This is a genomic window from Streptomyces sp. NPDC127100 (genome assembly GCF_042724095.1).
Lineage (GTDB): Bacteria > Actinomycetota > Actinomycetes > Streptomycetales > Streptomycetaceae > Streptomyces.
Genome location: NZ_JBHXFL010000004.1, coordinates 74534 through 98050 on the forward strand (window position 1 = coordinate 74534; position 23517 = coordinate 98050).

Here is a 23517-nt window from a genome sequence, read left to right on the forward strand (position 1 = left end):
GTCCGGGGCCGCGCCCCGCTCCGGTCAGCTCCCCTCGATCAGGTCGAGGGCCCGGTCCCAGCCGAAGTCGGGGCGCCCGCCGTCCGCCTCCTCCTCGCCCGTGTACGGGTCGCCGAAGCGCACTCCCATGCCGCGCAACCGTTCAAGGCTCTCCCGGTAGGCGGGATGAGCGGCGAGCGCGTCGGCCACGCAGGGCAGGACGGCGACGGGAACGCCGAGGCCGCAGGCCTCGCACAGGGTGGCCACGGCGAGGGTGTCGGCGAGGCCGGCGGCCCACTTGTTGACGGTGTTGAAGGTGGCGGGCGCGGCCACGACGGCGTCGGGTGCCGGGAAGGGACGCGCGTCGCCCGGCCGCCGCCAGTCCGACCGGATCGGGCGGCCGGTCTGCGCCTCGACGGCGGCGGCGTCGAAGAAGCCGCCCATGGCGGCCGGGGTCGCGAGGACGCCGACCTCCCAGTCGCGTTCCTGTGCGGCGGTGATCAGCTCGCCGACGCCGGCGGCCACGCCGGCGGCGCAGACGACGACGTAGAGGAAGGGCTTCTCGGTGCTCGGGGCCGGTCGGGTCACGCCGGAACCCTACTCAACGCCGGCGCCACCGGGCCCGGGGGGACGGGCCGTCCCGCTCCGCCGGGACCGTGTCGCGCGGCCGTCGGCGGTCCGCGGCCGGGATGCGGTAAGGATGGACCGTGCACCGGCCGGTGCCGGTCAGCCGTACGACGCGACGATGGGACGGAAACCATGCCTCTTGAGGGCGAGTACGAACCCAGCCCGACGCAGTGGGTTCGTGAGCAGGTGGAGCTGTACGAGAGCTCCGGCGGAACGCAGGGGACGACCCTGCTGGACACGGGCCTGCCCGTGATCGTGCTGACCACGCGGGGCGCCCGCAGCGGCAAGATCCGCAAGACGCCGCTGATGCGCGTCGAGCACGACGGCCGCTACGCGGTGGTCGCGTCCCTGGGCGGGGCGCCCCAGCACCCGGTCTGGTACCACAACGTCAAGGCCGATCCCCGCGTGGAGCTCCAGGACGGCCCCGTGAAGCAGGACATGACGGCCCGTGAGGTCACCGGCGCGGAGAAGGCCGAGTGGTGGGAGCGGGCCGTCGCGGCGTTCCCGACGTACGCCGACTACCAGGAGAAGACGGACCGGGAGATCCCGGTCTTCGTCCTGGAACCGGCCGGCGGCAACTGATCGCGGGCCGGGCGAAGAAGTCCCGGGTCCGTGGGCATGGCCCGGCCGCGGCCGGGCACACGAGGGTCAGGCCCCGCCGCGCTCCCCCGTCGCGGCGGGGCCTTCCGCTGCCTCCCGCGCGGGCCGGTCGGTGACGTCGAGGAAGATCTGGCGGGCCTCGGGGACGGTCCGCGCGATGGACCTCTTGATGCGCATGGACACCTCCTCCACCCGCTCGCTGTCCAGGCCGGGCACCAGGTCGATGCGGGCGGCCACCAGCGCGGAGTCGAGGCCCGTCTTCATCGTGAACAGCGCCTCGACACTGTCGATCTCCGGCTGTGCCCGGAGCAGTGCGCGGATGCGGCCGCTCGCCTCCGGATCCGCGGCCTCGCCGATCAGCTGGTCGCGGGCCTCGCGGCCCAGCCGGTAGGCCACGAAGACGAGCAGCGCACCGATGGCGAGCGAGGCGCAGGCCTCCCACACGACCTGTCCGGTGACCATGTGCAGGGCCATGCCGATCATGGCGAGGGTGACGCCGAGCACGGCGGTGCCGTCCTCGGCGACGACCGTGCGCAGGGCCGGGTCGCGCAGCCCGGCGGCGGCCCCGCCCTGCGCGCGTACCTGGTGCAGTGCCCGCAGCAGCGAGGCGCCCTCGGCGAGCAGGGCCACGCCGAGCACGATCAGCCCGGCCACGTAGCCGCTGAGCGTCTCCTCCGCGCCCGTCCGGAGGGCCTCGACGCCCTGGAAGAACGAGAAGCAGCCGCCCATGACGAAGATGCCCACGGCGGCCAGCAGGGACCAGAAGAAGCGTTCCTTGCCGTACCCGAAGGGGTGGCGGCTGTCGGCGGGACGGCGGCTGCGGCGCAGTGCGGCGAGGAGGAAGACCTCGTTCAGGCTGTCCGCCACCGAATGCGCCGCCTCCGACAGCAGCGCGGGGGACCCCGCGAGGAATCCGCCGACCGCCTTGGCCACCGCGATCACCAGGTTGGCCGCCAGGGCCACCAGCACGGTGATCCGCGTCCTGCGGTCCTCCTTGCCGGCGGCCTTGCCTCCGGTCCCGTCGTCCGCCTCTCCGTCGGTCCGCCCGTTCGCTGTCGTGTTCGAGGTTGTCCGGCTCACGTTTCGCCGACTGCCCCCTGCCGGCCCGGCTCACACCCGCCTAGTGGGTGGCTCACCAGTGCCGACGGCGGAAAACGGGGAACGCGTTACCAGGGTCCACCGACGACAGGGAGGTACGTCCCATGAGCGGCGACGACGGGACGCCCGGCAACAGCGGTTACGGCAGGAAGGCGTTCAAGCGGTCCAGGAGCCATTTCGCCGACCGGATCACGGCGGACGGCCGGGACGGCTGGCCGGTGGAGGCCGGCCGGTACCGGCTGGTGGTCAGCCGCGCCTGTCCGTGGGCGAGCCGGGCCCTGGTGTCCCGGCGGCTGCTCGGTCTGGAGGACGCCCTGTCCCTGGCGGTCGCCGATCCGGTCCAGGACGACCGCAGCTGGCGGTTCACCCTGGACCCGGACGGCCGTGATCCGGTCCTCGGCATCCGCTTCCTCAGCGAGGCGTACGACAGGCGGGAGACCGGCTATCCGGGCGGGGTGAGTGTGCCGGCGGTCGTCGACGTGCCCAGCGGGAGGCTGGTGACCAACGACTACCAGCAGATCACCCTGGACTTCGCCACCGAGTGGACGTCCCTGCACCGGCCGGGTGCGCCCGACCTGTATCCGCACGCGCTGCGCGACGAGATCGACGAGGTGATGGCCGGCGTCTACCAGGACGTCAACAACGGCGTGTACCGGGCGGGCTTCGCCACCGGCCAGGACGAGTACGAGGCCGCGTGCTCGGGCGTGTTCCGCCGGCTGGAGCAGTTGGTCCCCCGGCTGGAGCGGCAGCGCTACCTGGTCGGGGAAACGATCACGGAGGCGGACATCCGGCTGTTCACCACGCTGGTACGTTTCGACGCCGTCTATCACGGCCACTTCAAGTGCAACCGCTGGAAGCTGACGGAGAGCCCGGTGCTGTGGGCCTACGTCCGCGACCTGTTCCAGACGCCCGGCTTCGGCGACACCGTGGACTTCGACCACATCAAGCGCCACTACTACCAGGTCCACACCGGCATCAATCCGACCGGGATCGTGCCGCTGGGCCCGGACCTGTCCGGCTGGCTCACGCCGCACCACCGGCAGGAGCTGGGCGGCCGCCCGTTCGGCGACGGCACGCCGCCCGGGCCGGTGCCCGCCGGCGAGGAGGTACCGGCGCGCGGCAGGCCCTGACCCGCGGGCCGTGCTCGTCACGTCCCTATGTCACAAGCGAAACGAGAAGGAGACCCACGTGGGCAAGAAGAAGAAGCAGAAGCTTCCCCTCGCGTACAAGCCCGTCGGCTTCGTGCTGGGCTGGGCGGGCGGCGCGCTGGCCGGCATGGCCTTCCAGAAGACGTGGAAGGTGATCCGGCACGAGGACGACGCGCCCGACGCCCTGGACCCGGACCGGGGCTGGGGTGAGATCCTCCTGGCCGCGGCGGTCCAGGGCGCCATCTTCGCCGTGGTGCGCAGTGCCGTGGACCGGACGGGCGCCAAGGCGATCGAGCGCTCGACGGGTGTCTGGCCCGTGGGCGACAAGGGCGGACGGGACTGACCGGACGGGAGTCCGGCCGCCGCGCCGCACCCGCCGCGCCGACGGCACCCGGGCCGTGGGGCCTCAGCCCTGCTTGGGTGCCGTCGGCTGCGTACTGCGGCGCAGGGTGAAGGAGTGGCCCGCCGGGTCGGAGAAGCCGCGTTCCTCGTGCGGGCCCGCCGCGTCCTTCGCCTCCAGCGGACGCCCGCCGAGCCCCACGACCCCGCGCTCGGCCTCGTCCAGGTCCTCCACCACGAAGTCCAGGTGGGCCTGGAGGGAGTTCTCGGGGCGGGGCCAGCTCGGCGGGGTCGCGTTGACGTCCCGCCGGAAGCCCATGCGGAAGCCGCCGGGTGCCTCGATGTCGATGCGGTTGGCGGACACGTCGGTCTCCTCCGCGCCCAGCAGCCCCTTGTAGAACTCGGCGAGCTTCTCGGGTTCCGCGCAGTCGAGCACCACGACGCCCGCGTTGACCAGTGCCATGTCTCCTCCGAAGGATCCCGGGCACGGGACGCCGTGTCCCGCGGCCCTCTTCCTTGCGCATATCCCGGCCCGGCGGAATCAGTCGGCCGCGGGCAACGCCGGTGCCGCGGCCGTCTTCTGACGAAGCGTCACAACGCGCGCCTTCCGCCGCCCCACCCGGCAGAGACCTCGTCCGCTCAGCGCGTGGACTGGAACGTCCGGCGGTACACCTGGGGCGAGACCCCGATCGCCGCGTGCAGGTGCTGACGCAGCGAGGCTCCCGTGGCGAAGCCGACCTGGCCGGCGATCCGGTCCACCGGAAGGTCGCTGGACTCGAGCAGATGCCGGGCCCGGGCGACGCGCTGCTGGGTCAGCCAGCGGCCGGGGCTCACGCCCACCTCGTCGTGGAAGCGCCGGGCGAAGGTGCGCAGGCTCATCCGGGCGTGCGCGGCCAGGCGGGCCAGCGTCAGGGGCTCGCCGAGGTGGTCCAGGGCCCAGGCCCGGGTCGCCGCCGTGCTCGCGGCGCCCTGCTCGGGTACCGGCTGTTCGATGTACTGCGCCTGTCCGCCGTCCCGGAAGGGCGGGACCACACAGCGGCGGGCGACCGCGTTGGCCAGTTCGCTGCCGTGGTCCTCGCGCACGAGGTGGAGGCAGACGTCGACGCCGGAGGCCGCGCCCGCCGAGGTGATGACGCGTCCGTCGGCCACGAAGAGGACGTCCGGGTCGAGGGGGATGTGCGGGAACAGGTGCCGGAACCGGTCGGCGAGCTGCCAGTGGGTGGTCGCCCGCCGACCGTCCAGGAGCCCGGCGGCGGCCAGCACGAAGGCCCCGGTGCAGATGGAGACGATGCGGGCGTCGGGGCGGATGCGCGCGAGGGCGGCGGTGACCTCGAGGGCCGGTTCAGCGGTGACCAGGGAGGGCGAGACGGCGGGGACGACCACCGTGTCGGCCGAGTCCAGGATCTCGGGTCCGTGGTCGGCGGTGACGGTGAAGTCCGCGTCGGTGCGCACCGGACGGCCGTCCACGGTGCAGGTGAGCACCTCGTAGCGGCCGTCGGCGGCGCCGAGGATCCTGCTGGGGATGCCCAGCTCGAAGGGGTACGCGCCGTCGAGGGCCAGCACCACGACCCGTTCCGTCCGCCCGGCCGGGCGGTTCCTCTGCCTCATGGCACGATTCTATCGGAGCGTGGCAATCATGCCATTTCCCTGGAGGGCGGCGAGCGGCAGGCTGGGTCACCATGAGCGATGTGAAAACGATGCGAGCCATCAGCCAGGACACCCTCGGCGGTCCCGACGTGCTGCGCGAGGTACGGCTGGAACGTCCCGAACCGCGCCCCAACGAGGTGCTGGTGCGGGTGCGGGCCGCCGGAGTGAATCCGACCGACTGGAAGCACCGGGCGAACGGCGGCTTCCTCGGCGAGCCCCCGTTCGTCCTGGGCTGGGACGTCTCGGGCGTGGTGGAGGCGGTGGGGATCGGCGTCGCCGCGTTCCGGCCCGGCGACGAGGTCTTCGGCATGCTGTCGTACCCGTTCGGCCACGGCTCCCACGCCGAGTACGTCACCGCCCCGGCCCGTACCTTCACCCACAAGCCCGCAGGGATCGACCACGTCCAGGCCGGCGCCCTGCCCCTGGTGTCGCTGACGGCGTGGCAGGCCCTGGTGGAGCGGGCCGGCCTGCGGCAGGGGCAGCGGGTGCTGATCCACGCGGCGGCCGGCGGCGTGGGCCACGTGGCGGTGCAGATCGCCAAGGCCCGGGGCGCGTACGTGATCGGCACGGCGAGCGCGGGCAAGCACGAGTTCCTGCGTTCCCTGGGCGCGGACGAGACGGTGGACTACCGGGAGACGGACATCACCGAGGCCGTGAAGGACGTCGACGTCGTGCTGGACACGATCGGCGGCGAGACCTCGCTGCGGTCCCTGCGCGTGCTGCGGCCGGGCGGGATCGTGGTGTCGATCCTGCCGGTCGGTTCGGACGAGTTCCACCAGGAGGCCGAGCGGCTCGGTGTGCGGGCGGTGCGGATGCTCGTCGACGCGGACCGGGCCGACATGCGGGAGATCGCCGGGCTGGTCGAGTCGGGCGCACTGCGGGCCTCGGTCGAGCGGACGTTCCCGCTGGCCGACGCGGCTCGGGCCCACGAGCTCGGTGAGACGGGCCGTACGACGGGCAAGCTGGTCCTCGTGGTCGACTGACGGGCCGCGCTGTGAGAGTTCGCTGACATATGTCAATTGAACATGCTCAAACTCGCTCGTTCGGGGTAACTTTCGATTGAGCTTGGGCAGTTGGGCCCCCGGAGCAGGCTGGAGGCGTTGTCGTCGTGCGACAGGATTCCGCGTCGCTCACCAGGCATCTGCGCGTCCGCCGCGACCGGGGGCACACGGTGCTGGAGTTCCTCGGCGAGATCGACATCGCGTCGGCCGCCGAGATCCTCCCGCACCTGGACCGGGAGACGGGGCGCCCGGGCGCCCGGATCGTGCTCGATCTCGGCGGGGTCGAGTTCTTCGACTGCTCGGGGCTGCGGCTGCTGTACCGGGCCAGGCACCGGGTGCTCGACCGGGACGGCCAGGTGCACCTGGTGTGCGCCCATCCCCTGACGCTGCGCATGCTGCGGATCACCGGACTCGCCCGGTTGCTGCCCCCGCGGCCGACCCTGGCGGAGGTGCTCGGCGTCAGTCCGATGCCGGGGCGTCGAACAGGGCGCTGACCGACTCGCCGTTGTGGATGCGGCGCACGGCCTCGGCCAGCGCCGGGGCGATGGACAGGATCCGCAGCTTCTCCGTGCGGTCGCCGGCCGGCACCGGCACCGTGTTGGTGCACACGATCTCCAGCACGTCGGGCTGCTCACTGAGCCGGCCGAGCGCACCGGCCGCGAACAGCCCGTGCGTGCAGGCGAGGCGGATCGTGCGCGGCCCCTGCTCCCGCAGCCGGCCGAGGAGCTCGAGCACGGTGCTCCCGCCCGCGATCTCGTCGTCGAGCACGATGACGTCGCGCCCGGTGACGTCCCCGATCACGGTGCTGACGGTGACCCGGTCGTCGGCGTGCCGCTGCTTGGCGCCCGCCGCGACCCGGGCACCGAGCATGCGCGCGAACGCGGCGGCCTCCTTGGCGTTGCCGAGGTCAGGCGAGACCACCGTCGTGCGGGTCAGGTCGTACCGGCGGAAGTGCGCGGCCAGTTCGCGCAGCGCGTGCAGATGGTCGACCGGGACCGTGAAGAAGCCGTGCACCTGGGGCGCGTGCAGGGTCATGGTGAGGACCCGGCCGGCGCCCGCCGCCACCAGCAGGTCGGCGACCAGGCGTCCGCCGAGCGAGATGCGCGGCGCGTCCTTCTTGTCGGAGCGGGCGTAGGAGTAGTGCGGCAGGACGACGGTGATGCGCCCGGCCGACGCCCCGCGGGCCGCGTCGCACATCAGCAGCAGCTCGACCAGGTGCTCCTGCACCGGCTTGACCAGCGGCTGGACCAGGAAGACGTCCCGCTCCCGGCAGTTGGCCCGCAGCTGCACCTCCAGGCAGTCGTTGGCGAACCGGCTGACCCGGACGGGGCTGAGGGGCACACCCAGATGCGCGCAGACCTCCTCGGCCAGCTCGGGGTGGGCACTACCGCTGAACACGGCGACGTCTCGCACGGACCGCTCCTCGCGTGATCCTGTCCGGCCGGAACCTCAGCTTACGGAAATCCGGTTGCGGCGTACCCGGGGGCGGGCGTCATGATGACGCCCGTCCGTGTTCCCTCAGGTCAGGATCCCTCGCATGCGCCGACTCCTCGACATCGCCCAGCGCCCCTTCCGGCCCACGGTTCTCGAGGACTCATCCCCGCATGCGCACTTTGAACATCGGAATTCTGGCCCACGTCGACGCCGGTAAGACCAGCCTCACCGAACGGCTGCTCTTCGACCACGGGGCCGTCGACCGGCTCGGCAGCGTCGACGCCGGCGACACCCGTACGGACGACGGCGAGATCGAGCGCCGGCGCGGCATCACCATCCGCTCCGCGGTCGCCGCGTTCACCGTCGGCGACACCCAGGTCAACCTGATCGACACCCCCGGCCACTCCGACTTCGTGGCCGAGGTCGAGCGCGCCCTGGAGGTCCTCGACGGCGCGGTGCTGCTGCTGTCCGCCGTGGAGGGCGTCCAGGCGCGGACGCGGGTGCTGATGCGCACCCTGCGGCGGCTGCGGCTGCCCACGCTCCTCTTCGTCAACAAGATCGACCGGTCCGGTGCCCGCGCCGAGGAGCTGCTCGACGGCATCCGGCACCGGCTGACTCCGCACGTCGTGCCCCTGACGGAGGTGGCCGCCGGGCTCGGCGGTGCCGGTGCCCGCGTCCGGCCCTGCCGCCTGACGGACCCGCCGGTGCGCGCCCGTGCCGCCGAGGTGCTCGCCGAGGTGGACCCCGGCATGCTGGCGGCCTTCGTGGACGGCCCGGAGCCGACCGCCGGCGAGGTGCGCGCCGCGCTCGCCGCCCGGACCGCCGACGGCTCGTGCCATCCGCTGTACTTCGGCTCGGCGCTCGGCGGCCAGGGCGTCGCGGAGCTGGCCGAGGGCCTGGTCCGGCTGGTCCCCGCCCGTTCACCGGCGGCCGGCCCGGTGCCACCGCGCGGCACGGTGTTCGCCGTCCGCCCCGGACCGGGCGGCGAGCGGACGGCGTATCTGCGGCTGTACGACGGCGAGGTGCGCCCGCGCCAGCGGCTGACCTTCCTGCGGCGCGAGTCCGACGGCCGGACCGGCGAGGTCCACGGCCGGGTGACGCGCCTGGAGGTGATCGGCGGGTCCGGGACGCTCACCGCCGGGAACATCGCCGCCCTGTCGGGTCCGGCCGCCCTGCGCGTCGGCGACCGGCTCGGCCCCGTCACCGGCCGTGCGCCGCAGTTCGCGCCGCCGACCCTGGAGACCCTCGTCCGGGCCCGGCGTCCCGAGCAGGCGGCGCGGCTGCGGTCGGCGCTGCTCGCCCTCGCCGACCAGGACCCGCTGCTGCATGCCCGCCCGGCGGAGTCCGGAGCCACCGCTCTGCTGCTGTACGGCGAGGTGCAGATGGAGGTCCTCGCGGCGACCCTGGCCGGGGAGTTCGGCATCGAGGCGGAGTTCTCACCGGGGCGCGTCCGGTTCCTGGAGCGCCCGGCCGGCACCGGTGAGGCCGTCGACGAGATGCCGTGGCACGACCACACCCGCTACTGGGCGACGATCGGGCTGCGCGTCGAGCCGGGGCCGCGCGGCTCGGGCGGGGTCTTCGGGTACGAGACGGAACTCGGCGCCCTCCCCCGCGCCTTCCACCAGGCCGTGGAGGAGACGGTCCACGCCACGCTGCTGACCGGACCGGCCGGCGTGGCGGTGACCGACTACCGGGTGACGCTGATCCGCTCCGGTTTCAGCTCCCCGCTCAGCACGGCCGCCGACTTCCGCGGACTGACCCCGATCGTCCTGCGGAGGGCCCTGCGGCAGGCGGGAACGCGCCTCTACGAGCCGTACCACGCGTTCGAGGCCGAGGTGCCGCCGGACGCGCTGGCGCCCGTGACCGCGCAGCTCGCCGCGCTGGGGGCGGACTTCACCGGGACGACGGGGGGCGACACCGCCTGGCTGATCTCCGGCGAACTGCCGGCCCGGCGGGTGCGGGAGGCCGAACTGCGCCTGCCGGGGCTCACGCGCGGGGAGGCGGTGTGGTCCTCCCGCCCCTCGCAGGACCGGCCGCTGAAACCACCGCGCTGACCGCCGGCCGCGTCTCCCGTCCGCCCGCACGCCGCCGTCTCATCTCCAACTGCCCCGTCTGGCACGGGAGATGAGGGGCAGGCGGACAGTAGGAAGGAGGGCCTTCACCATGACGACTCCCATCAGGCACCTCCCCGGGCGGATGCCCGGCTGGGCCAAGGCACTGAGCGCGATCGTGCTGGTGCTCGTCGTGCTGTTCGCGGGACTGCGGCTGAGCATCGTGCCGGGCCTCAAGGACCTGTTCGGTTCCGAGACCCACGACCGTTCGGGACCCGCGCTGCTGAAGTCCATCCAGGACATCAGCCGTTACGAGGCCGCCTCCGGTTCCTTCCAGGTCGTCGTGGACCTGGAGAAGGACACCAGGTTCCTGCCCGACGCGATCCGCGGCAGCCGCACCCTGTACGTCGGGGCCGGCACCGTCGACGCCTACGTCGACCTCGGCCAGGTGGGCGAGAACGACGTGACGGTGAACGACGAGCGCACGTCGGCCACGCTGCGGCTGCCGCACGCCGCGCTCGGCAAGCCGGCCCTCGACCCCGAGCACTCGTACGCCGTCTCCAAGCAGCGCGGCCTCCTCGACCGTCTCGGCGACCTGTTCTCGGACAACCCGAACGGTGAGCAGACGGTGCAGAAGCTCGCCGCCCGGCACATCGGCGAGGCCGCGAAGGACAGCGAGCTGACCGCGCGCGCCGAGGGCAACACCACGGCGATGCTCCAGGGCCTGCTGCGTTCCCTCGGCTTCGAGGAGGTACGGGTGACCTACGGCTCCTGAACGCTTCCGGCGGGGCCGGGGCGGCCCCCGGCCGGGCCGGAAAACGCCCCGGCATCCACGGCGACATCGCGGGTAACCGCCCCATCACGCGGGGACGTTGACTACTGGAGGACCTCATGGCTCGCGCCGTATCACGACCGAGTTTCCTGACACGCCCCCGCACCGCCAAGGCGCGGGACACCGACCGGAGCGAACGGCGCCCGCTCGCCCTCCCGCTGCGCCTGCTGGCGATGACGCTGGCGTTCCTGTTCATGGTGGCGTTCGCGGCCGTACTGGCCCGGCTGACCCTGAACCCCTCCCCCGCCTCGGAGGCGCTGACCCACACCAACATGCATCCGGGGCGCTCCCTGCGGGCCTACCTCGACCAGCCCGCGCTGCGCGACGCCGTCAAGCAGATCGGCGGCAACCTGCTGCTGGGCGTGCCCTTCGGCGTCCTGGTTCCGGTGATCGCCCCGCGCACACGCGGGGTGCTGCGAGTGCTGCTGCTGACCGCCTTCGTGATGCTGCTGGTGGAGTTCGCGCAGGGTGCCCTGATCACCGGGCGGGCCTTCGACATCGACGACGTGATCCTCAACAGCACGGGCGCGCTGATCGGTTATCTGCTGCTGGGGCGGCGGACCAGCCGCGCCGTGCACGCGCGCCGGCCCCGTGACTGAGCGGGGCGGGCTTCTCCCGGAACGGGTTCAGGTGGTCCGTACCAAAGTATTGACGGACCCTTACCTCAATCCTTAAATCAAGAGGCGACACCCTTACCCCCCACCTCTGCCGGCGCCCCCCGTGACGGGGCGCCGCACGAAAGGGAGAGCCGTGGCCCGCCCACCCCTGCTCCGCAGATGTCTCCTCGCCGCAGCCCTGTCCGCCGGACTGGCCGCCTCGCTCGTCACCGGCTCCGCCGAGGCCCGGCCCGACAGGCCCGCGGCCGCCGGCAGCGCGGCCGCCGCCGTGACCTTCTCCGACACCTTCGACGGCCCGGCCGGTGCGGCCGTCGACTCCTCCAAGTGGCAGACCGAGACCGGCGACAACGTCAACAACCACGAACGGCAGTACTACACCTCCGGCACCAGGAACGCGGCCCTGGACGGCCAGGGGCACCTGGTCATCACGGCCCGCAAGGAGAACCCGGCCAACTACCAGTGCTGGTACGGCACCTGCCAGTACACCTCGGCCCGGCTGAACACCTCCGGGAAGTTCACCGCGCAGTACGGGCACGTCGAGGCGCGGATGAAGGTGCCGCGCGGGCAGGGCATGTGGCCGGCCTTCTGGATGCTCGGCACACCGGTCAACTGGCCCGATTCGGGCGAGATCGACATCATGGAGAACGTCGGCTTCGAGCCCTCCACCGTGCACGGCACCATCCACGGCCCCGGCTACTCCGGTTCGGGCGGTATCGGCGCCGGCTACACCCTGCCGGGCGGCCAGGCCTTCGCGGACGGCTTCCACACCTTCGCCGTCGACTGGGCCCCCGACTCGATCACCTGGTCCGTGGACGGCAACGTCTACCAGCGGCGCACGCCGGCCGATCTCGGCGGCAGGCAGTGGGTGTTCAACAAGCCCTTCTTCCTGATCCTCAACCTGGCGGTCGGCGGTTACTGGCCCGGCGACCCGGACGGCTCCACGGCCTTCCCGCAGACCCTCGTGGTGGACCACGTGTCGGTGACCACGAGCGACTCGGCGAACGGCGGCGCGATCCGCGGCCTGGCCGGCAAGTGCGTGGACGTCGCCGCCGCGAACACCGCCAACGGCACCCCGGTGCAGCTCTACGACTGCAACGGCACCGCCGCCCAGCGGTGGACGGTGGGATCCGACGGCACGGTCCGGGCGCTCGGCAAGTGCCTGGACGTCAACGGCGGCGGCACCGCGGACGGCACGGTCGTCCAGCTGTGGGACTGCAACGGCAGCGCCGCCCAGCGGTGGGTCGTCACCGGCGCGCGCGACATCGTCAACCCGCAGGCCGACAAGTGCCTCGACGTCACCGGCAACAGCTCGGCCAACGGCACCCGGCTGCAGATCTGGACCTGCACGGGCGGCGCCAACCAGAAGTGGACGGTCGGCTGACCCGGAGCCGGGGGCCCGCACGCGGGTCCCCGGCGCTCTCAGCCGGCGTGGAGGATCCTGAAGCGGCCGGGTTCCTCCGGATCCCGGTCGACGACCTGGACGGGCGGCCACGTCCACTGCCAGACGCCGATGCCCGGCGTGCGGGAGAACCGGATCGGCCCTCGGGTGCCCTCGACCGCGACCCGCGGCCAGGCCGCCGCCGTGCCCGCCCGGTCCGCGCCGTGGGCGCGCAGCGCTTCGGCGAGGACGACGACCGCGTCGTACCCCTCCAGGGCGACGAACGAGGGTGCCTCGGCCAGCCGTTCGCGCAGCGCCGACTCGACGCGTGCCCCGAGCGGGCCGAGGCGCTCGGGCAGGTAGCGCAGGAACGGGACCGCGGCGCCGTCCTGGCCCAGCGACGCCGTCCACTCGGCGAACTCCGGCTGCCCGGCGGGAGCTCCGACGAGGACCCCGGCGAGGCGCCGGTCGCGACGGACGGCCCGGACGACCGACACCGCGGGCTCCGGGTGACCGGCCAGCAGCAGGAGAGCCGTCGCGCGGTGTGCGGCGATCTCGTCGCACACGTCCGCGGGGTCCAGCGCGCTCAGGTCGAGTTCGACGACCGTGCCGCCGCTCGGGGCGAGGTGGTCCCGCAGGATGCGGGTCCCCGACGCCCAGTAGACGCTCGGCTGGGCCGCGACGGCGATGCGGTCGTGCCCCGCCCCGCGGAGGAAGTCCGCGTAGAGCCGCCAGCCGCGGGACTGTGCCGGGGCGAGGCGCGCGACCCGGTCCGTCGGCCGGTCGGTGAGCGCGTCGAGGACCGCCGACGAGCACAGGAACGGCACACCGAGGGCGTCGGCCCTGCCGGCCGCGGCACGGGCGGCGACGCTGTGGTACTCCCCCGCCAGGGCGGCCACGCCCAGCTCCGCCAGTTCCTCCACGGCCGCCGCGGCCCTGTCCGGATCGGCCGCGGTGTCCCGGACGAGCAGCTCGAGCGGTCGTCCGAGGATCCCGCCGGCCTCGTTGACCTCGCCCACGGCCAGTTCGAGTCCGGCGAGCAGGTGCCGGCCCGCCTCGGTCCAGCCGGGCGGAGTGAGCGGGACGAGAGCCCCGATCCGTACGTTCTCCTGGAGCCGCCGCGACGGGCGCGCCTGGGTGACCATGCGGCACATTGCATCCGCCGGTGTCACCGGCGGGCAACCGATTATCCGTCCGCCGTCCGGTCCGGCGCGGGCTACCGCGGCGTCCAGGTGAACTTGTCCCCGCCCACCCAGCGGACCACGTCGGGGTCGTCGAGGTCGTGGACCCTGATGCCGAAGGCGGCGGCGGCCTCCAGGACGTCGATGACGGTCGTCGCCTCTCCGACCACCTGTCCGTCGATCTCCACGATCCGGAACGGCGGCGTGCCCGGCTGCACCCCGAGCACGAGGATCCGCGGACTGCCGATGTGCGGGCTCGCGATTTCGGTCATGCATCGAGGGTAGGCCGCAACCCGGGAAGCGGCGCCTCGTGACCCCGTCCGCGAGGGCCCGTGCCGGCGGGGACCGCCCGCGGCCGTCACCTCCCGTTCAGGGGCGGCGCCAGTCGTCGCCCGTCAGGTGCGATCCGGCCATCGGGCCCATGCGGAGCATGCCGCCGTCCACGCTCCAGGACGCGCCGGTGACGTACGAGGCCTCGGGTCCGGCGAGGAAGGCGATGACGGCGGCGACCTCGCGGGCGTCTCCGGGCCGGCCGAGCGGCACGCCGGGGCGGCGTTCGGCCCGCGGATCGGTGTCCTCCTGGCCGGTCATCGGGGTGGCGATCTCGCCCGGGGCCACCGCGTTCACGGTGATGCCGTGTTCGGCGAGCTCGATCGCCATGACCTGGGTGAGCAGGCCGAGGCCGCCCTTGGCCGCGCAGTACGGTGCCGCGCCCACCCGCGGCTGGTGCTCGTGCACGGACGTCACGTTGACGATCCGGCCGCCGTCGCCCTGACGGATCATGCGCCGGGCCGCGTTCTGCCCGCACAGGAAGGGCCCGGCCAGGTCGACGTCGAGGACGTGGCGCAGGTCGTCGAGTCCCAGGTCGAGGAAGGGCGTGGCGGTGCCCGTACCGGCGTTGTTGACCAGGACGTCGATCCGGCCGAGCCGTTCGCACAGCGCGTCCACCGTGTCCGCGGCCCCGGGCAGCCGGGTCAGGTCCACGTGGGCGACCTCGGCGCGGCGGCCCAGCGCCCGGACCTCCTCGGCCGTCCGCTCGGCGCCCTTCTCGTCGGTGTGCCAGGTGATGCCGATGTCCATGCCCGCCTCGGCCAGGCGTACGGCGGTGGCGCGGCCGATCCCCGAGTCGGAACCGGTGACGACGGCCACCCTGGTGTCGGTCGGCGTGGGACGGGGCACGACGGGCCTCCTCGTCGGTGCGGACGGTGTACCGGGGCATCGCAGTACCCGGGGGCCGTGCGGGCAAACCGCCGGAGCCGCCGTGCGGTCCCCGGCCCGCCGGGGAACCCTGGAGGTACCCGAGGAGGAGGTGCCGATGGACCCCGTCGAGGCGCTGGACCGGATCGCCTTCCTGCTGGAGCGGTCGCAGGAGCCGACCTACCGCGTCCGGGCCTTCCGCACCGCGGCCCGGGTGCTCGGCGGGCTGCCCGCCGCCGAGCTGCGCGAGCGGGCGGAGGCCGGTTCGCTGGAGTCCCTCAAGGGGGTCGGGCCGAAGACGGCGCAGGTGGCGCGGGAGGCGCTGGCCGGGCAGGTGCCCGGCTACCTGGAGAAGCTGGAGGGCGAGGCGCGGTCCCCGCTCGCGGAAGGGGGCGAGGAGCTGCTGGCCCGGCTGCGCGGCGACTGCCATCTGCACTCCGACTGGTCGGACGGCGGCAGCCCGATCGAGGAGATGGGGCGGGCCGCGGCGGCACTCGGACACGAGTGGGCGGCGCTGACCGACCACTCGCCCCGGCTGACGGTGGCCCGCGGCCTGTCCCCGGAGCGGCTGCGCGAGCAGCTCGACGTGGTGGCGGAGCTGAACGGGACGTGGGCGCCGTTCCGGCTGCTGACCGGCATCGAGTGCGACATCCTCGACGACGGCTCGCTGGACCAGGAACCGGAGCTGCTGGAGCGGCTGGACGTCGTGGTGGTGTCCGTGCACTCCAAGCTGCGGATGGACGCCCGCGCGATGACCCGCCGCATGGTGGCCGCCGTCCGCGACCCGCACGCGGACGTCCTCGGGCACTGCACCGGGCGGCTGGTGACCGGGCGGGGGCGGCCGGAGTCGCAGTTCGACGCGGACGCCGTGTTCGCCGCCTGTGCGGAGTCCGGCACCGCCGTGGAGATCAACAGCAGGCCGGAGCGGCTCGATCCGCCGCGGCGGCTGCTGCGCCGGGCGGTGGAGGCGGGCGTGCTGTTCTCGGTCGACACCGACGCGCACGCGCCCGGACAGCTGGACTGGCAGGTCCACGGATGCGCGCGGGCCGAGGAGTGCGGGGTGCCCGCCGAGCGGGTGGTGACGACCTGGTCGCTGGACGAGCTGCTGGCCTGGACGCGGGAGGGCAGGGTACCGGCCGGAGTGGCGGGCGGCTGACGTGGTACCCGCCGGGCGCACGCAGCGAGAAGAAGGGAACGGTGCATGGAACGGGCGGCCGTGTTCGACGTCGACGGAACCCTCGTCGACACCAACCATCTGCACGTGGTCACCTGGTGGGAGGCCTTTCGGCAGGCGGGCCACCGGGTGCCGATGCACGCCGTCCACCGGGCGGTGGGCCTGGCCTCCACCGACCTCATCGGCCACCTGCTGGGCGACGACCGGGACAAGGACCGGGACGCGGAGCTGAGCGCCGCCCACAAGGCGCTGTACGGGCAGTACTTCGACCGGCTGCCGGCGCTGCCGGGGGCGGGGGAACTGCTGCGACGGCTGGCGGGCGACGGCTGGACGGTCGTCCTCGCCACCTCGGCGGGCGGCGCGGAGCTGGGCGCGCTGCGGCGGGCCATCGACGCGGACGACGCGATCACCGCCACGGCGAGCGCAGACGACGTCGACGCGGGCAAGCCGGCGCCCGAACCCGTGGAGCACGCCCTGGAGCTCGCCGGGGTGCCGGCCGAGCGGGCGGTGTTCGTCGGCGACACGGTGTGGGACATGCGCGCGGGCAGCCGCGCCGGAGTGCGGTGCGTGGGCGTGCTGTGCGGCGGGCTGCCGCGCGCCGACCTGGAGGAGGCGGGCGCGGGAGCGGTGTACGCGGACCCGGCCCACCTGCTGTCCTCGCTCGCGAACAGCCCGCTGGCATGAGCCGCCCGGTCATGAGGACGCACGGCACCGTACGACGCGTATGACGGACGTGGAACGCGACACCCGGCGAACGACCGGGGACGACGACGGAAAGGGCGGCACGGGACGCCGGGGACAGTGGCGGACCGCCCTGGCGCAGGCGCTCCGCGGAGCGCGGCCGGTGGACCGGGTACGGCGCGAGGCCGCTGCGGTCGGGCAGGCCGTCCTGGCCGCCGGGCGGGGCCCCGGCCGGGAACGCGACCTGGTGGTCCAGTCGCTGAAGGCGGCGGGAGCGGGCCTGCTCGCCTGGGCCGTGGCGGGCGTCTGGCTCGACGACCCGATGGCGCTGATGGCCCCCTGGGTGGCGGTGGTGCTCGTCCAGGCCACCGTCTACAGCTCCGTACGCCAGGCCGGGCAGCAGTTCGGGGCGATCTGCCTCGGGTCGCTGGTGGCCTCCGTGGCCCAGGCGGTCACCGATGACAACACGGGGGCGCTGGCGCTGTCCCTGCCGTTGCTGATGCTGCTCGGGAACTGGCCGCGCTTCGGTCAGCAGGGCGTCTACGCGGCCACCACGGCGGTGTTCGTCCTGGCCGCGGGAACCCCGGTCTCCGCGTCGGCGGTCGGGCACCGGGTGGGGCAGGCGGCGCTCGGCGCGATCGTGGGCATCGCGGTGAACGCGTTCGTGCTGCCGCCGATCCATCTGCGGGACGTCCGCGAGAACCTCGCGGCGCTGGCCCGGGAGGCGGGCGACGTCCTGCACACCGTCGCGGCCGATCTGCGGGAGAACGAGTGGGACGCGCAGACCGCGGCCGGCTGGACCGGCGAGGCCGCCCGGCTGCAGCGGCGTGTGCAGGCGCTCGCGTCGGCCCGGTCCTGGAGTCAGGAGAGCCTGCGGCTGACCCACGGCCCGCTGCGGGTGCTGCACCGGGCACCGCCCCCGGCGCCGCCCGAGGAGGAGGACCAGCGGTGGACCCGGGTCACCGGCAACATCACGTCGCTCACCCGGACGCTGGCCGTGGCGGCCGACGAGAACCGCACCCCCGCCCCGCCCGAGGGCCCGGTCCTCGGCCTGTACGCGCGCCTGCTGAAGCTGATCGGCGACTCCTGCCACGTGGAGGCCGACCGGCTGGCCGGTCTCACGGGCCATCGCCCGGGGGACGCACGGGGCGGGCGGGACACGCCGGACGCGACGGACGCCGGGGAGGCGACCGAGGAGACGGAGGAGACGATGGAGGAGCTGCACCGGCAGTTGCAGGACGGACTGCGGGAGCACGCCGGCCAGGGCGCCGCGCAGGCGTCGGTGCTGGGCGCGCTGCTGCTCCAGGCCGAGAACCTGTGGGCCGAGATCGATCCCGAGCCCGTGGACCAGTGACGCGGATCACCCCAAAACACGACAGACGGTGGAACACCGGGAGGGTGTGCGCCGTTGAACAGTGCGTGGGTACGGATGGGACAGTGTCCCCGGGCCTCACCTACAGCCCACAGGGACGATTGTTCGGCTGAAGCCCTGTGGAGCCCCTCGCCGAGAGGCGACCGCCGTCCGTGCCCCACATACCGCCCCGACCGTGATCCCCCCGTCCGGTCGGGGCTCTTCTTTGCCCGCGGCAGGGCGGGGTACCCGTGGCCCCCGACCTCGCAGGCGGACGGGAGGAGCGGAAGGTGAGCAGTACGACGGGCAGCAGGATCGTGGTCACGGGCGCCACCGGCAACGTGGGCACCAGCGTGGTGGGACTCCTCTCGGAGGACCCACGGGTCGGGTCAGTCCTGGGACTGGCCCGGCGGATCCCCGAGTGGTCGCCGCCGAAGACGGAGTGGGCCGCCGTCGACCTGGCCTCCGAGCGGGCCGACGCGGCCGGTCTCCTCGCCGGCGCCGACGCCGTGATCCATCTGGCGTGGGCGTTCCAGCCGACGCACGATCCCGCGACGACCTGGCGCACGAACGTCCTCGGCTCCCTGCGGGTCTTCGAGGCGGTGGCCGCGGCCGGAGTGCCGACGCTGGTGCACGCCTCGTCGGTCGGCGCGTACTCGCCGGGGCCGAAGGAGCACGCCGTGGACGAGTCGTGGCCGACACACGGCTGGCCGGACGCGGCGTACTGCCGGGAGAAGGCCTACCTGGAGCGGGTCCTGGACACCTTCGAACGCGACCACCCGGGCATCCGGGTGGTACGGATGCGGCCGGCCTTCCTCTTCAAGCGGGAGTCGGCGAGCGAGCAGCGCCGGATCTTCGGCGGCAAGTACCTGCCGGGTCCGCTGGCCCGTCCGGAGCTGCTGCCGTTCCTGCCGGACGTCCCGGGACTGCGGATGCAGGCACTGCACACCGACGACGCGGCGGGCGCCTACCGGCTGGCGGTGTTCACACAGGACGCCCGGGGCCCGTACAACCTGGCCGCCGACCCGCCGGTCGACGCGGAACTGCTGGGCGGGATGACCGGCGCCCGACCGGTGCGGCTGCCCCGCACGGCCGCCCGCACGGCGATCGCCACCGCGTGGGGGCTGCGTCTGCTGCCGGCGTCCCCGCACCTGTTCGACGCGGTGCTGCGGCTCCCGCTCATGGACTGCACGCGGGCGCGGGCGGAACTCGGCTGGCGCCCCGTGCGCACCGCGACAGAGGTCCTGGAGGAGTTCCTGCGTGGCTTCCAGCAGGGCGCGGGGGCGGCTACGGAGCCGTTGCGGGGGCGTAGGGCCGGCTGACGGCAGGGCGCGGAAAGGCCGGCCGGGCGGATCGGATCCGTCCCGGCCGGCCGTCTGTCGCCGGGGTGCCGTCAGCCGGAGGACTCGTCGGGTACGGGGTGCTCGGGGTGCACGTTGCCCGAGTGCGGCGCGCCCTGGCGGCCGGTCCCGGCCTCGTCCGTGTCGGGGACGTCCGTGTCGCCGGACTCCGCGGACCCGTCGCCGCCTTCCCCGGCGTCGTCCGTGTCCTCGGGGTCCTCCGGCTTCTCCGGGTTCTCCCGCGTCTTCCGGGAGGGCGCGGCCTCCCAGGGGTCCTCCCCGGTGCCGGCCTGCTGGTCCGGCAGGTCCCGCGGCACGGGGACACCGTTCTCGCCCGGTCCCTCGAGGCGGTGGTCGGTCACGGCGCTCTCCCTTCCGGTGGCTCCACCGGGTCGTACGGCCGACGTCGGGTGCCCCCGTGGCGGCCGGCGAAACCTCAGTGCGGCGCCCGTTCCTCCAGGGCCGTACGCCAGGCTGGGAGGGGGTTCTCGGGCGCCGGCTCGGGGCGCCTGCCGCCACGGGCGAAGAAGTCGGCCAGCGGCAGGATCGCGGCGCCGACGGTGACCGCGTCGGGGCCGAGCCGTCCCAGGTCGACCGTCACCTGCTGCGCGGGATGGCGCAGCGCGTAGGACACCGCGTGGCGCCGTACGGCGGGCAGGAAGCGGGTGCCGAGCTGGAGGCCGGCCCAGCCGCCGATCAGGATGCGCTCGGGCTGGAAGAGGTTGATCAGGTCGGACAGGCCGGCGCCCAGGTACTCGGCGGTCTCCTCCAGGACGGCGAGCGCGACCGGGTCGGCGGCGGCGCCGCCGGGTGGATGGGCGGCGGCCAGCATCGAGGTCAGGGCCGTCTCCTCGTCGGTGCCCTCGGGCACCCGGCCGCCCTCCTCGCGCCAGCGGGCCAGCAGGGACTCGGCGCCCGCGTAGGCCTCCAGGCAGCCGAGCGCGCCGCAGCGGCAGCGGCGCCCCCTGACCCGGACCGTCAGGTGTCCCCATTCGACGGCGCGGCCGTGTTCCACCTCGGGGGTGACGAGGCAGGCGCCGACGCCGGAGCCGAAGAGCACCACGATCGCGTTGCGGGCACCGCGTCCGGCGCCGAACCACATCTCGGCCTGGCCGAGGGTCTTGGCGCCGTTGTCGATGAAGTACGGGACGGTGTCGGGCAGCGGGGAACCGGCGCGGAGCAGGGACTCCAGCGGCACGGCGTCCCAGCCGATGGTCTGGCCGTGGACGACGGCGCCGCGGTCCGGGGTGTGCTCGACGATGCCGGGGACGCCGATGCCCACGCCGAGCAGCCGCTCGGGCGCGAGGCGGGCGGCGGTCAGCACCTCGGCGATGCCCTCGCGGATGTGGTCGACGATCACCTCGACCTCGTAGCGCTGCTGGGTCAGCGGGCGTTCCGCGCGGGCGAGCTCGGTGAGGGTCAGGTCGAAGAGCTCGACGCGCACTCTGGTCTCGCCGACGTCCACGCCGATCATGTGACCGCTCGCGGGGGCCACCCGCAGCAGTGTGCGGGGCCTGCCGCCGTCGGAGTCGACGCTGCCGGCCTCCTCCACCAGGCCGTCGCCGACCAGGTCCGCGACGACGTTGCTGACCGAGCCGGAGCTCAGCCCGGTCGCGGGGCCCAGCTCGAAGCGGCTGAGCGGCCCGTCGAAGTAGAGCCGCTGCAGTACGGCCGTACGGTTGGCCCGCCTGAGGTCGCGCACCGTGCGCCCGTTCCGCCCCGCCATGTGGCTCCTCCCGCCGTCCCGACCTGCAACATACCTCCGCCGACCCGCCGCCCGCGACTTTCCTCTCCCCTTAATTCAGGCTCTGAACTGCCGTTCGGCGGCTGGTGCGGCCGCCGCTCCCGGTAAATCCGTTGGCTCCTTCGCCGCCCGGCTATTTACCCTAGGCGGAAACCTAGGCCCCCTAGGTTCTCTTCCCCGACCGACGATCGCACTCCGGGACCTCCCATGAGAACACTCACCGAGCGGGACATCCGCGCCTGTTTCATCAATTGCTCGAAGGGCGAGGCGAAGCGCCTGGCCGTCCCGCGCGATCTCGACGAGCGCCCGTGGGAGGACCTCGACTTCCTCGGCTGGCGGGACCCCGGAGCGCCCGACCGCAGCTATCTGGTCACCGAGCACGGCGGGCGCCTGGTCGGTGTCGCCCTGCGCTTCCAGCCGGTCCGGCCGGGCTTCTTCCACCGCAGCATGTGCTCGCTCTGCCTGACCACCCATCCCCGCGGGGGCGTGTCGCTGATGACCGCGCGCAAGGCGGGCCCGGCCGGCCGCGAGGGCAACTCGGTCGGCCTGTACATGTGCACCGACCTCGCCTGTTCGCTGTACCTGCGCGGGAAGAAGACGCCGGAGACCGGCGCCCGTTTCGAGGAGAGCCTCACCCTGGAGGAGCAGATCGCCCGCACCACGGGCAATCTGTCGGCCTTTCTGGCGAAGATCACCGACTGATCCCCCGACCCCCGGCCCATCGAGCGGAACCAGGCGCGTGGAAACCGTTTTGACCGCGTGCGTCCGGTTACCGTCTGTCCGGATACGTTCGTTGCGCCGGGGGAAGGGGAACAGCCCGAGGATGCCTGATGTTCGTGAGACCTTGGCGTCCGCCGCGCGTGAGGTGAAGCGCCTGGCCAAGTGGCACCGGGACCCGGTGGTGGTTCAGGCGCTGCGCTCCGCCGCGGCGGCGTCGATCGCCTATGTCATCGCGGTGCGGCTGAGCCCCGACAAGTCGGCGGCGCCGCTCACCGCGCCCCTGACCGCGCTGCTGGTCGTCCAGGTCACCCTCTACGCCACGCTGAAGATGAGCGTCCGACGGGTGAACGCGGTGGTGGCCGGTGTCCTGGTCGCCATCGTCTTCAGCGCGGTGGTGGGACTGAGCTGGTGGAGCCTCGCGCTGGTGATCGTGGCGGCGCTCGGCATCGGGCATCTGGTGCGGGCGGACGAGTTCGTGGCCGAGGTGGCGATCAGCGCGATGCTGGTGCTCGGGGTGACCGCGCACGGCTCCCTGGCCTGGGCCCGGGTGGTGGAGACGCTGATCGGGGCGGTCGTCGGACTGGCCTTCAACCTGCTCTTCGCCCCTCCGGTGTGGGTGGAGCAGGCCGGGGAGTCGATCGAGGGCCTGGCCCGGCGGGTGCGGCAGCTGATGCTGCGGATGGGCGAGGAGGCCGCGGGCACCACGCCGTTCCACGAGGCGGCGGCCCGGCTGCACGAGGCCCGCCGCCTCGACCACGACATCGCCGAGGTGGACGAGGACCTGCGACAGGCCGAGGACAGCCTGCGGCTCAATCCGCGCGTCCGGGAAGGACTGCTGCACCGGGTGGTGTTGCGCACCGGCCTGGACACCCTGGAGATCTGCACGGTGGTGCTGCGGGTCCTGGCGCGCACCCTCACCGATCTCGCCAAGGAACGCGAGCCCGAGCCCCTGTTCCCGCCGGAGACGGGCGCGACCATCCAGCAGCTGCTGTCCGAGATCGCCGACGCCGTGGTCAGCTTCTCGGTCCTGGTCACCACCAGCGTCAGCGAGAACGCCGAGTCGGCGGAGGAACGCCTGACCGCCGAGCTGCGGCAGGCGGCGGTCACCCGGGACAAGCTGGACCAGCTGCTGCTGGCCGAGGTCCAGGGCGGCGCCCGCCACTGGCAGCTGCAGGGGGCGGTGCTGACCGAGGTCAACCGCATCATCGACGAGATGGACACCGAGCACCGCTCGCGCAGGCTGCTGGAGGAGCTGGACCGCCACACGCGTGAGCAGCGCGAGCGCCGCCCGCGGCTGACCAGGATGTGGGACCGTGCGCGCAAGGTGACGCGGCTGCGGCGGAACCGGGGCGCCGCCGGGCATCGTTCTTCATGACAG

Annotated in this window: 25 protein-coding genes; 15 read left to right on the plus strand and 10 right to left on the minus strand. The window is 73.6% G+C overall.

What is annotated here, in order from left to right; all coding sequences use genetic code 11:
- Nucleotides 1-24: 24 nt before the first annotated feature.
- Nucleotides 25-567, minus strand: a complete 543-nt coding sequence (locus ACFWJB_RS06785) for a flavoprotein (RefSeq protein ID WP_386920677.1) — start codon at nt 565-567, stop codon at nt 25-27.
- Between the two features lie 171 nt (nt 568-738).
- Between ACFWJB_RS06785 and ACFWJB_RS06790 the strand changes: the two genes are divergently transcribed.
- On the plus strand, nt 739-1188 hold the full coding sequence (locus tag ACFWJB_RS06790; protein ID WP_386920679.1) for a nitroreductase family deazaflavin-dependent oxidoreductase: 450 nt from the start codon (nt 739-741) through the stop codon (nt 1186-1188).
- Between the two features lie 66 nt (nt 1189-1254).
- On the opposite strand, the gene ACFWJB_RS06795 is transcribed toward ACFWJB_RS06790, so the two are convergent.
- On the minus strand, nt 1255-2181 hold the full coding sequence (locus ACFWJB_RS06795) for a cation diffusion facilitator family transporter (RefSeq protein WP_386920906.1): 927 nt from the start codon (nt 2179-2181) through the stop codon (nt 1255-1257).
- Nucleotides 2182-2408: 227 nt separating this feature from the next.
- Here ACFWJB_RS06795 and ACFWJB_RS06800 point away from each other — a divergent pair, with 227 nt between their 5' ends.
- Together ACFWJB_RS06800 and ACFWJB_RS06805 are read left to right on the plus strand one after the other, a co-directional pair.
- Nucleotides 2409-3434, plus strand: a complete 1026-nt coding sequence (locus tag ACFWJB_RS06800) for a glutathione S-transferase family protein (RefSeq protein WP_386920681.1) — start codon at nt 2409-2411, stop codon at nt 3432-3434.
- 58 nt (nt 3435-3492) lie between these two features.
- Nucleotides 3493-3795 carry a DUF4235 domain-containing protein gene (locus ACFWJB_RS06805; RefSeq protein ID WP_385459332.1) on the plus strand — a complete coding sequence of 101 codons (303 nt, stop codon included), beginning with the start codon at nt 3493-3495 and terminating at the stop codon, nt 3793-3795.
- A gap of 63 nt (nt 3796-3858) precedes the next feature.
- Here the strand turns inward: ACFWJB_RS06805 and ACFWJB_RS06810 are convergent, their stop codons facing one another.
- Nucleotides 3859-4254 carry a VOC family protein gene (locus ACFWJB_RS06810; protein WP_385459330.1) on the minus strand — a complete coding sequence of 132 codons (396 nt, stop codon included), beginning with the start codon at nt 4252-4254 and terminating at the stop codon, nt 3859-3861.
- 176 nt (nt 4255-4430) lie between these two features.
- Nucleotides 4431-5399: a GlxA family transcriptional regulator gene (locus ACFWJB_RS06815; protein ID WP_386920683.1), complete on the minus strand. Its 969-nt coding sequence runs from the start codon at nt 5397-5399 to the stop codon at nt 4431-4433.
- A gap of 71 nt (nt 5400-5470) precedes the next feature.
- On the opposite strand from ACFWJB_RS06815, the gene ACFWJB_RS06820 reads away from it, so the two are divergent.
- Nucleotides 5471-6421: an NADP-dependent oxidoreductase gene (locus tag ACFWJB_RS06820; RefSeq protein ID WP_386920685.1), complete on the plus strand. Its 951-nt coding sequence runs from the start codon at nt 5471-5473 to the stop codon at nt 6419-6421.
- Between the two features lie 125 nt (nt 6422-6546).
- Nucleotides 6547-6933 (plus strand): anti-sigma factor antagonist, encoded by a 387-nt coding sequence (locus tag ACFWJB_RS06825; protein WP_385459324.1) that lies wholly within the window; start codon nt 6547-6549, stop codon nt 6931-6933.
- Here the strand turns inward: ACFWJB_RS06825 and ACFWJB_RS06830 are convergent.
- Nucleotides 6899-7852, minus strand: a complete 954-nt coding sequence (locus ACFWJB_RS06830) for a ribose-phosphate diphosphokinase (RefSeq protein WP_386920688.1) — start codon at nt 7850-7852, stop codon at nt 6899-6901. The genes ACFWJB_RS06825 and ACFWJB_RS06830 overlap by 35 nt on opposite strands.
- A gap of 191 nt (nt 7853-8043) precedes the next feature.
- Here ACFWJB_RS06830 and otr(A) point away from each other — a divergent pair, with 191 nt between their 5' ends.
- The 4 genes from otr(A) to ACFWJB_RS06850 all read left to right on the plus strand — a co-directional run bounded on the left by otr(A) (nt 8044) and on the right by ACFWJB_RS06850 (nt 12754).
- Entirely contained in the window at nt 8044-9927 is a 1884-nt protein-coding gene (gene otr(A) / locus ACFWJB_RS06835) for a tetracycline resistance ribosomal protection protein Otr(A) (RefSeq protein WP_386920690.1), read from the plus strand.
- A 109-nt stretch (nt 9928-10036) separates the two neighbouring features.
- Nucleotides 10037-10699 carry a DUF4230 domain-containing protein gene (locus ACFWJB_RS06840; RefSeq protein ID WP_386920692.1) on the plus strand — a complete coding sequence of 221 codons (663 nt, stop codon included), beginning with the start codon at nt 10037-10039 and terminating at the stop codon, nt 10697-10699.
- Nucleotides 10700-10815: 116 nt separating this feature from the next.
- Nucleotides 10816-11355 carry a VanZ family protein gene (locus ACFWJB_RS06845; RefSeq protein ID WP_385459316.1) on the plus strand — a complete coding sequence of 180 codons (540 nt, stop codon included), beginning with the start codon at nt 10816-10818 and terminating at the stop codon, nt 11353-11355.
- A gap of 151 nt (nt 11356-11506) precedes the next feature.
- Complete coding sequence (locus ACFWJB_RS06850) at nt 11507-12754, plus strand: RICIN domain-containing protein (protein ID WP_385459314.1); 1248 nt, start codon at nt 11507-11509, stop codon at nt 12752-12754.
- Nucleotides 12755-12792: 38 nt separating this feature from the next.
- Here ACFWJB_RS06850 and ACFWJB_RS06855 read toward each other — a convergent pair whose 3' ends face one another.
- From ACFWJB_RS06855 to ACFWJB_RS06865, 3 genes are all read right to left on the minus strand, one after another.
- The gene (locus ACFWJB_RS06855; RefSeq protein WP_386920694.1) at nt 12793-13905 is read right to left on the minus strand and encodes an ABC transporter substrate-binding protein; all 1113 of its coding nucleotides are present in this window, start codon (nt 13903-13905) and stop codon (nt 12793-12795) included.
- Between the two features lie 62 nt (nt 13906-13967).
- The gene (locus tag ACFWJB_RS06860; protein ID WP_385459310.1) at nt 13968-14204 is read right to left on the minus strand and encodes a hypothetical protein; all 237 of its coding nucleotides are present in this window, start codon (nt 14202-14204) and stop codon (nt 13968-13970) included.
- A 97-nt stretch (nt 14205-14301) separates the two neighbouring features.
- Entirely contained in the window at nt 14302-15111 is an 810-nt protein-coding gene (locus ACFWJB_RS06865; protein WP_386920696.1) for an SDR family oxidoreductase, read from the minus strand.
- Between the two features lie 136 nt (nt 15112-15247).
- On the opposite strand from ACFWJB_RS06865, the gene ACFWJB_RS06870 reads away from it, so the two are divergent.
- The 4 genes from ACFWJB_RS06870 to ACFWJB_RS06885 all read left to right on the plus strand — a co-directional run bounded on the left by ACFWJB_RS06870 (nt 15248) and on the right by ACFWJB_RS06885 (nt 19657).
- Nucleotides 15248-16285, plus strand: a complete 1038-nt coding sequence (locus ACFWJB_RS06870; RefSeq protein WP_386920698.1) for a PHP domain-containing protein — start codon at nt 15248-15250, stop codon at nt 16283-16285.
- Between the two features lie 45 nt (nt 16286-16330).
- Nucleotides 16331-16987 carry an HAD family hydrolase gene (locus ACFWJB_RS06875; RefSeq protein ID WP_386920700.1) on the plus strand — a complete coding sequence of 219 codons (657 nt, stop codon included), beginning with the start codon at nt 16331-16333 and terminating at the stop codon, nt 16985-16987.
- 40 nt (nt 16988-17027) lie between these two features.
- A complete protein-coding gene (locus ACFWJB_RS06880) occupies nt 17028-18338 on the plus strand; it encodes an aromatic acid exporter family protein (protein ID WP_386920702.1) in 1311 nt (436 codons plus the stop codon).
- Between the two features lie 287 nt (nt 18339-18625).
- Nucleotides 18626-19657, plus strand: coding sequence for an SDR family oxidoreductase (locus tag ACFWJB_RS06885; RefSeq protein WP_386920704.1), 1032 nt, complete (start codon nt 18626-18628; stop codon nt 19655-19657).
- 71 nt (nt 19658-19728) lie between these two features.
- Here ACFWJB_RS06885 and ACFWJB_RS06890 read toward each other — a convergent pair whose 3' ends face one another.
- Nucleotides 19729-20037, minus strand: coding sequence for a hypothetical protein (locus ACFWJB_RS06890; protein WP_386920706.1), 309 nt, complete (start codon nt 20035-20037; stop codon nt 19729-19731).
- Nucleotides 20038-20111: 74 nt separating this feature from the next.
- A complete protein-coding gene (locus ACFWJB_RS06895; RefSeq protein WP_386920707.1) occupies nt 20112-21401 on the minus strand; it encodes an ROK family protein in 1290 nt (429 codons plus the stop codon).
- A 225-nt stretch (nt 21402-21626) separates the two neighbouring features.
- Here ACFWJB_RS06895 and ACFWJB_RS06900 point away from each other — a divergent pair, with 225 nt between their 5' ends.
- Entirely contained in the window at nt 21627-22121 is a 495-nt protein-coding gene (locus ACFWJB_RS06900) for an FBP domain-containing protein (RefSeq protein ID WP_385471399.1), read from the plus strand.
- A 121-nt stretch (nt 22122-22242) separates the two neighbouring features.
- A complete protein-coding gene (locus tag ACFWJB_RS06905) occupies nt 22243-23514 on the plus strand; it encodes an aromatic acid exporter family protein (protein ID WP_385471402.1) in 1272 nt (423 codons plus the stop codon).
- The last annotated feature ends 3 nt before the right edge of the window (nt 23515-23517 follow it).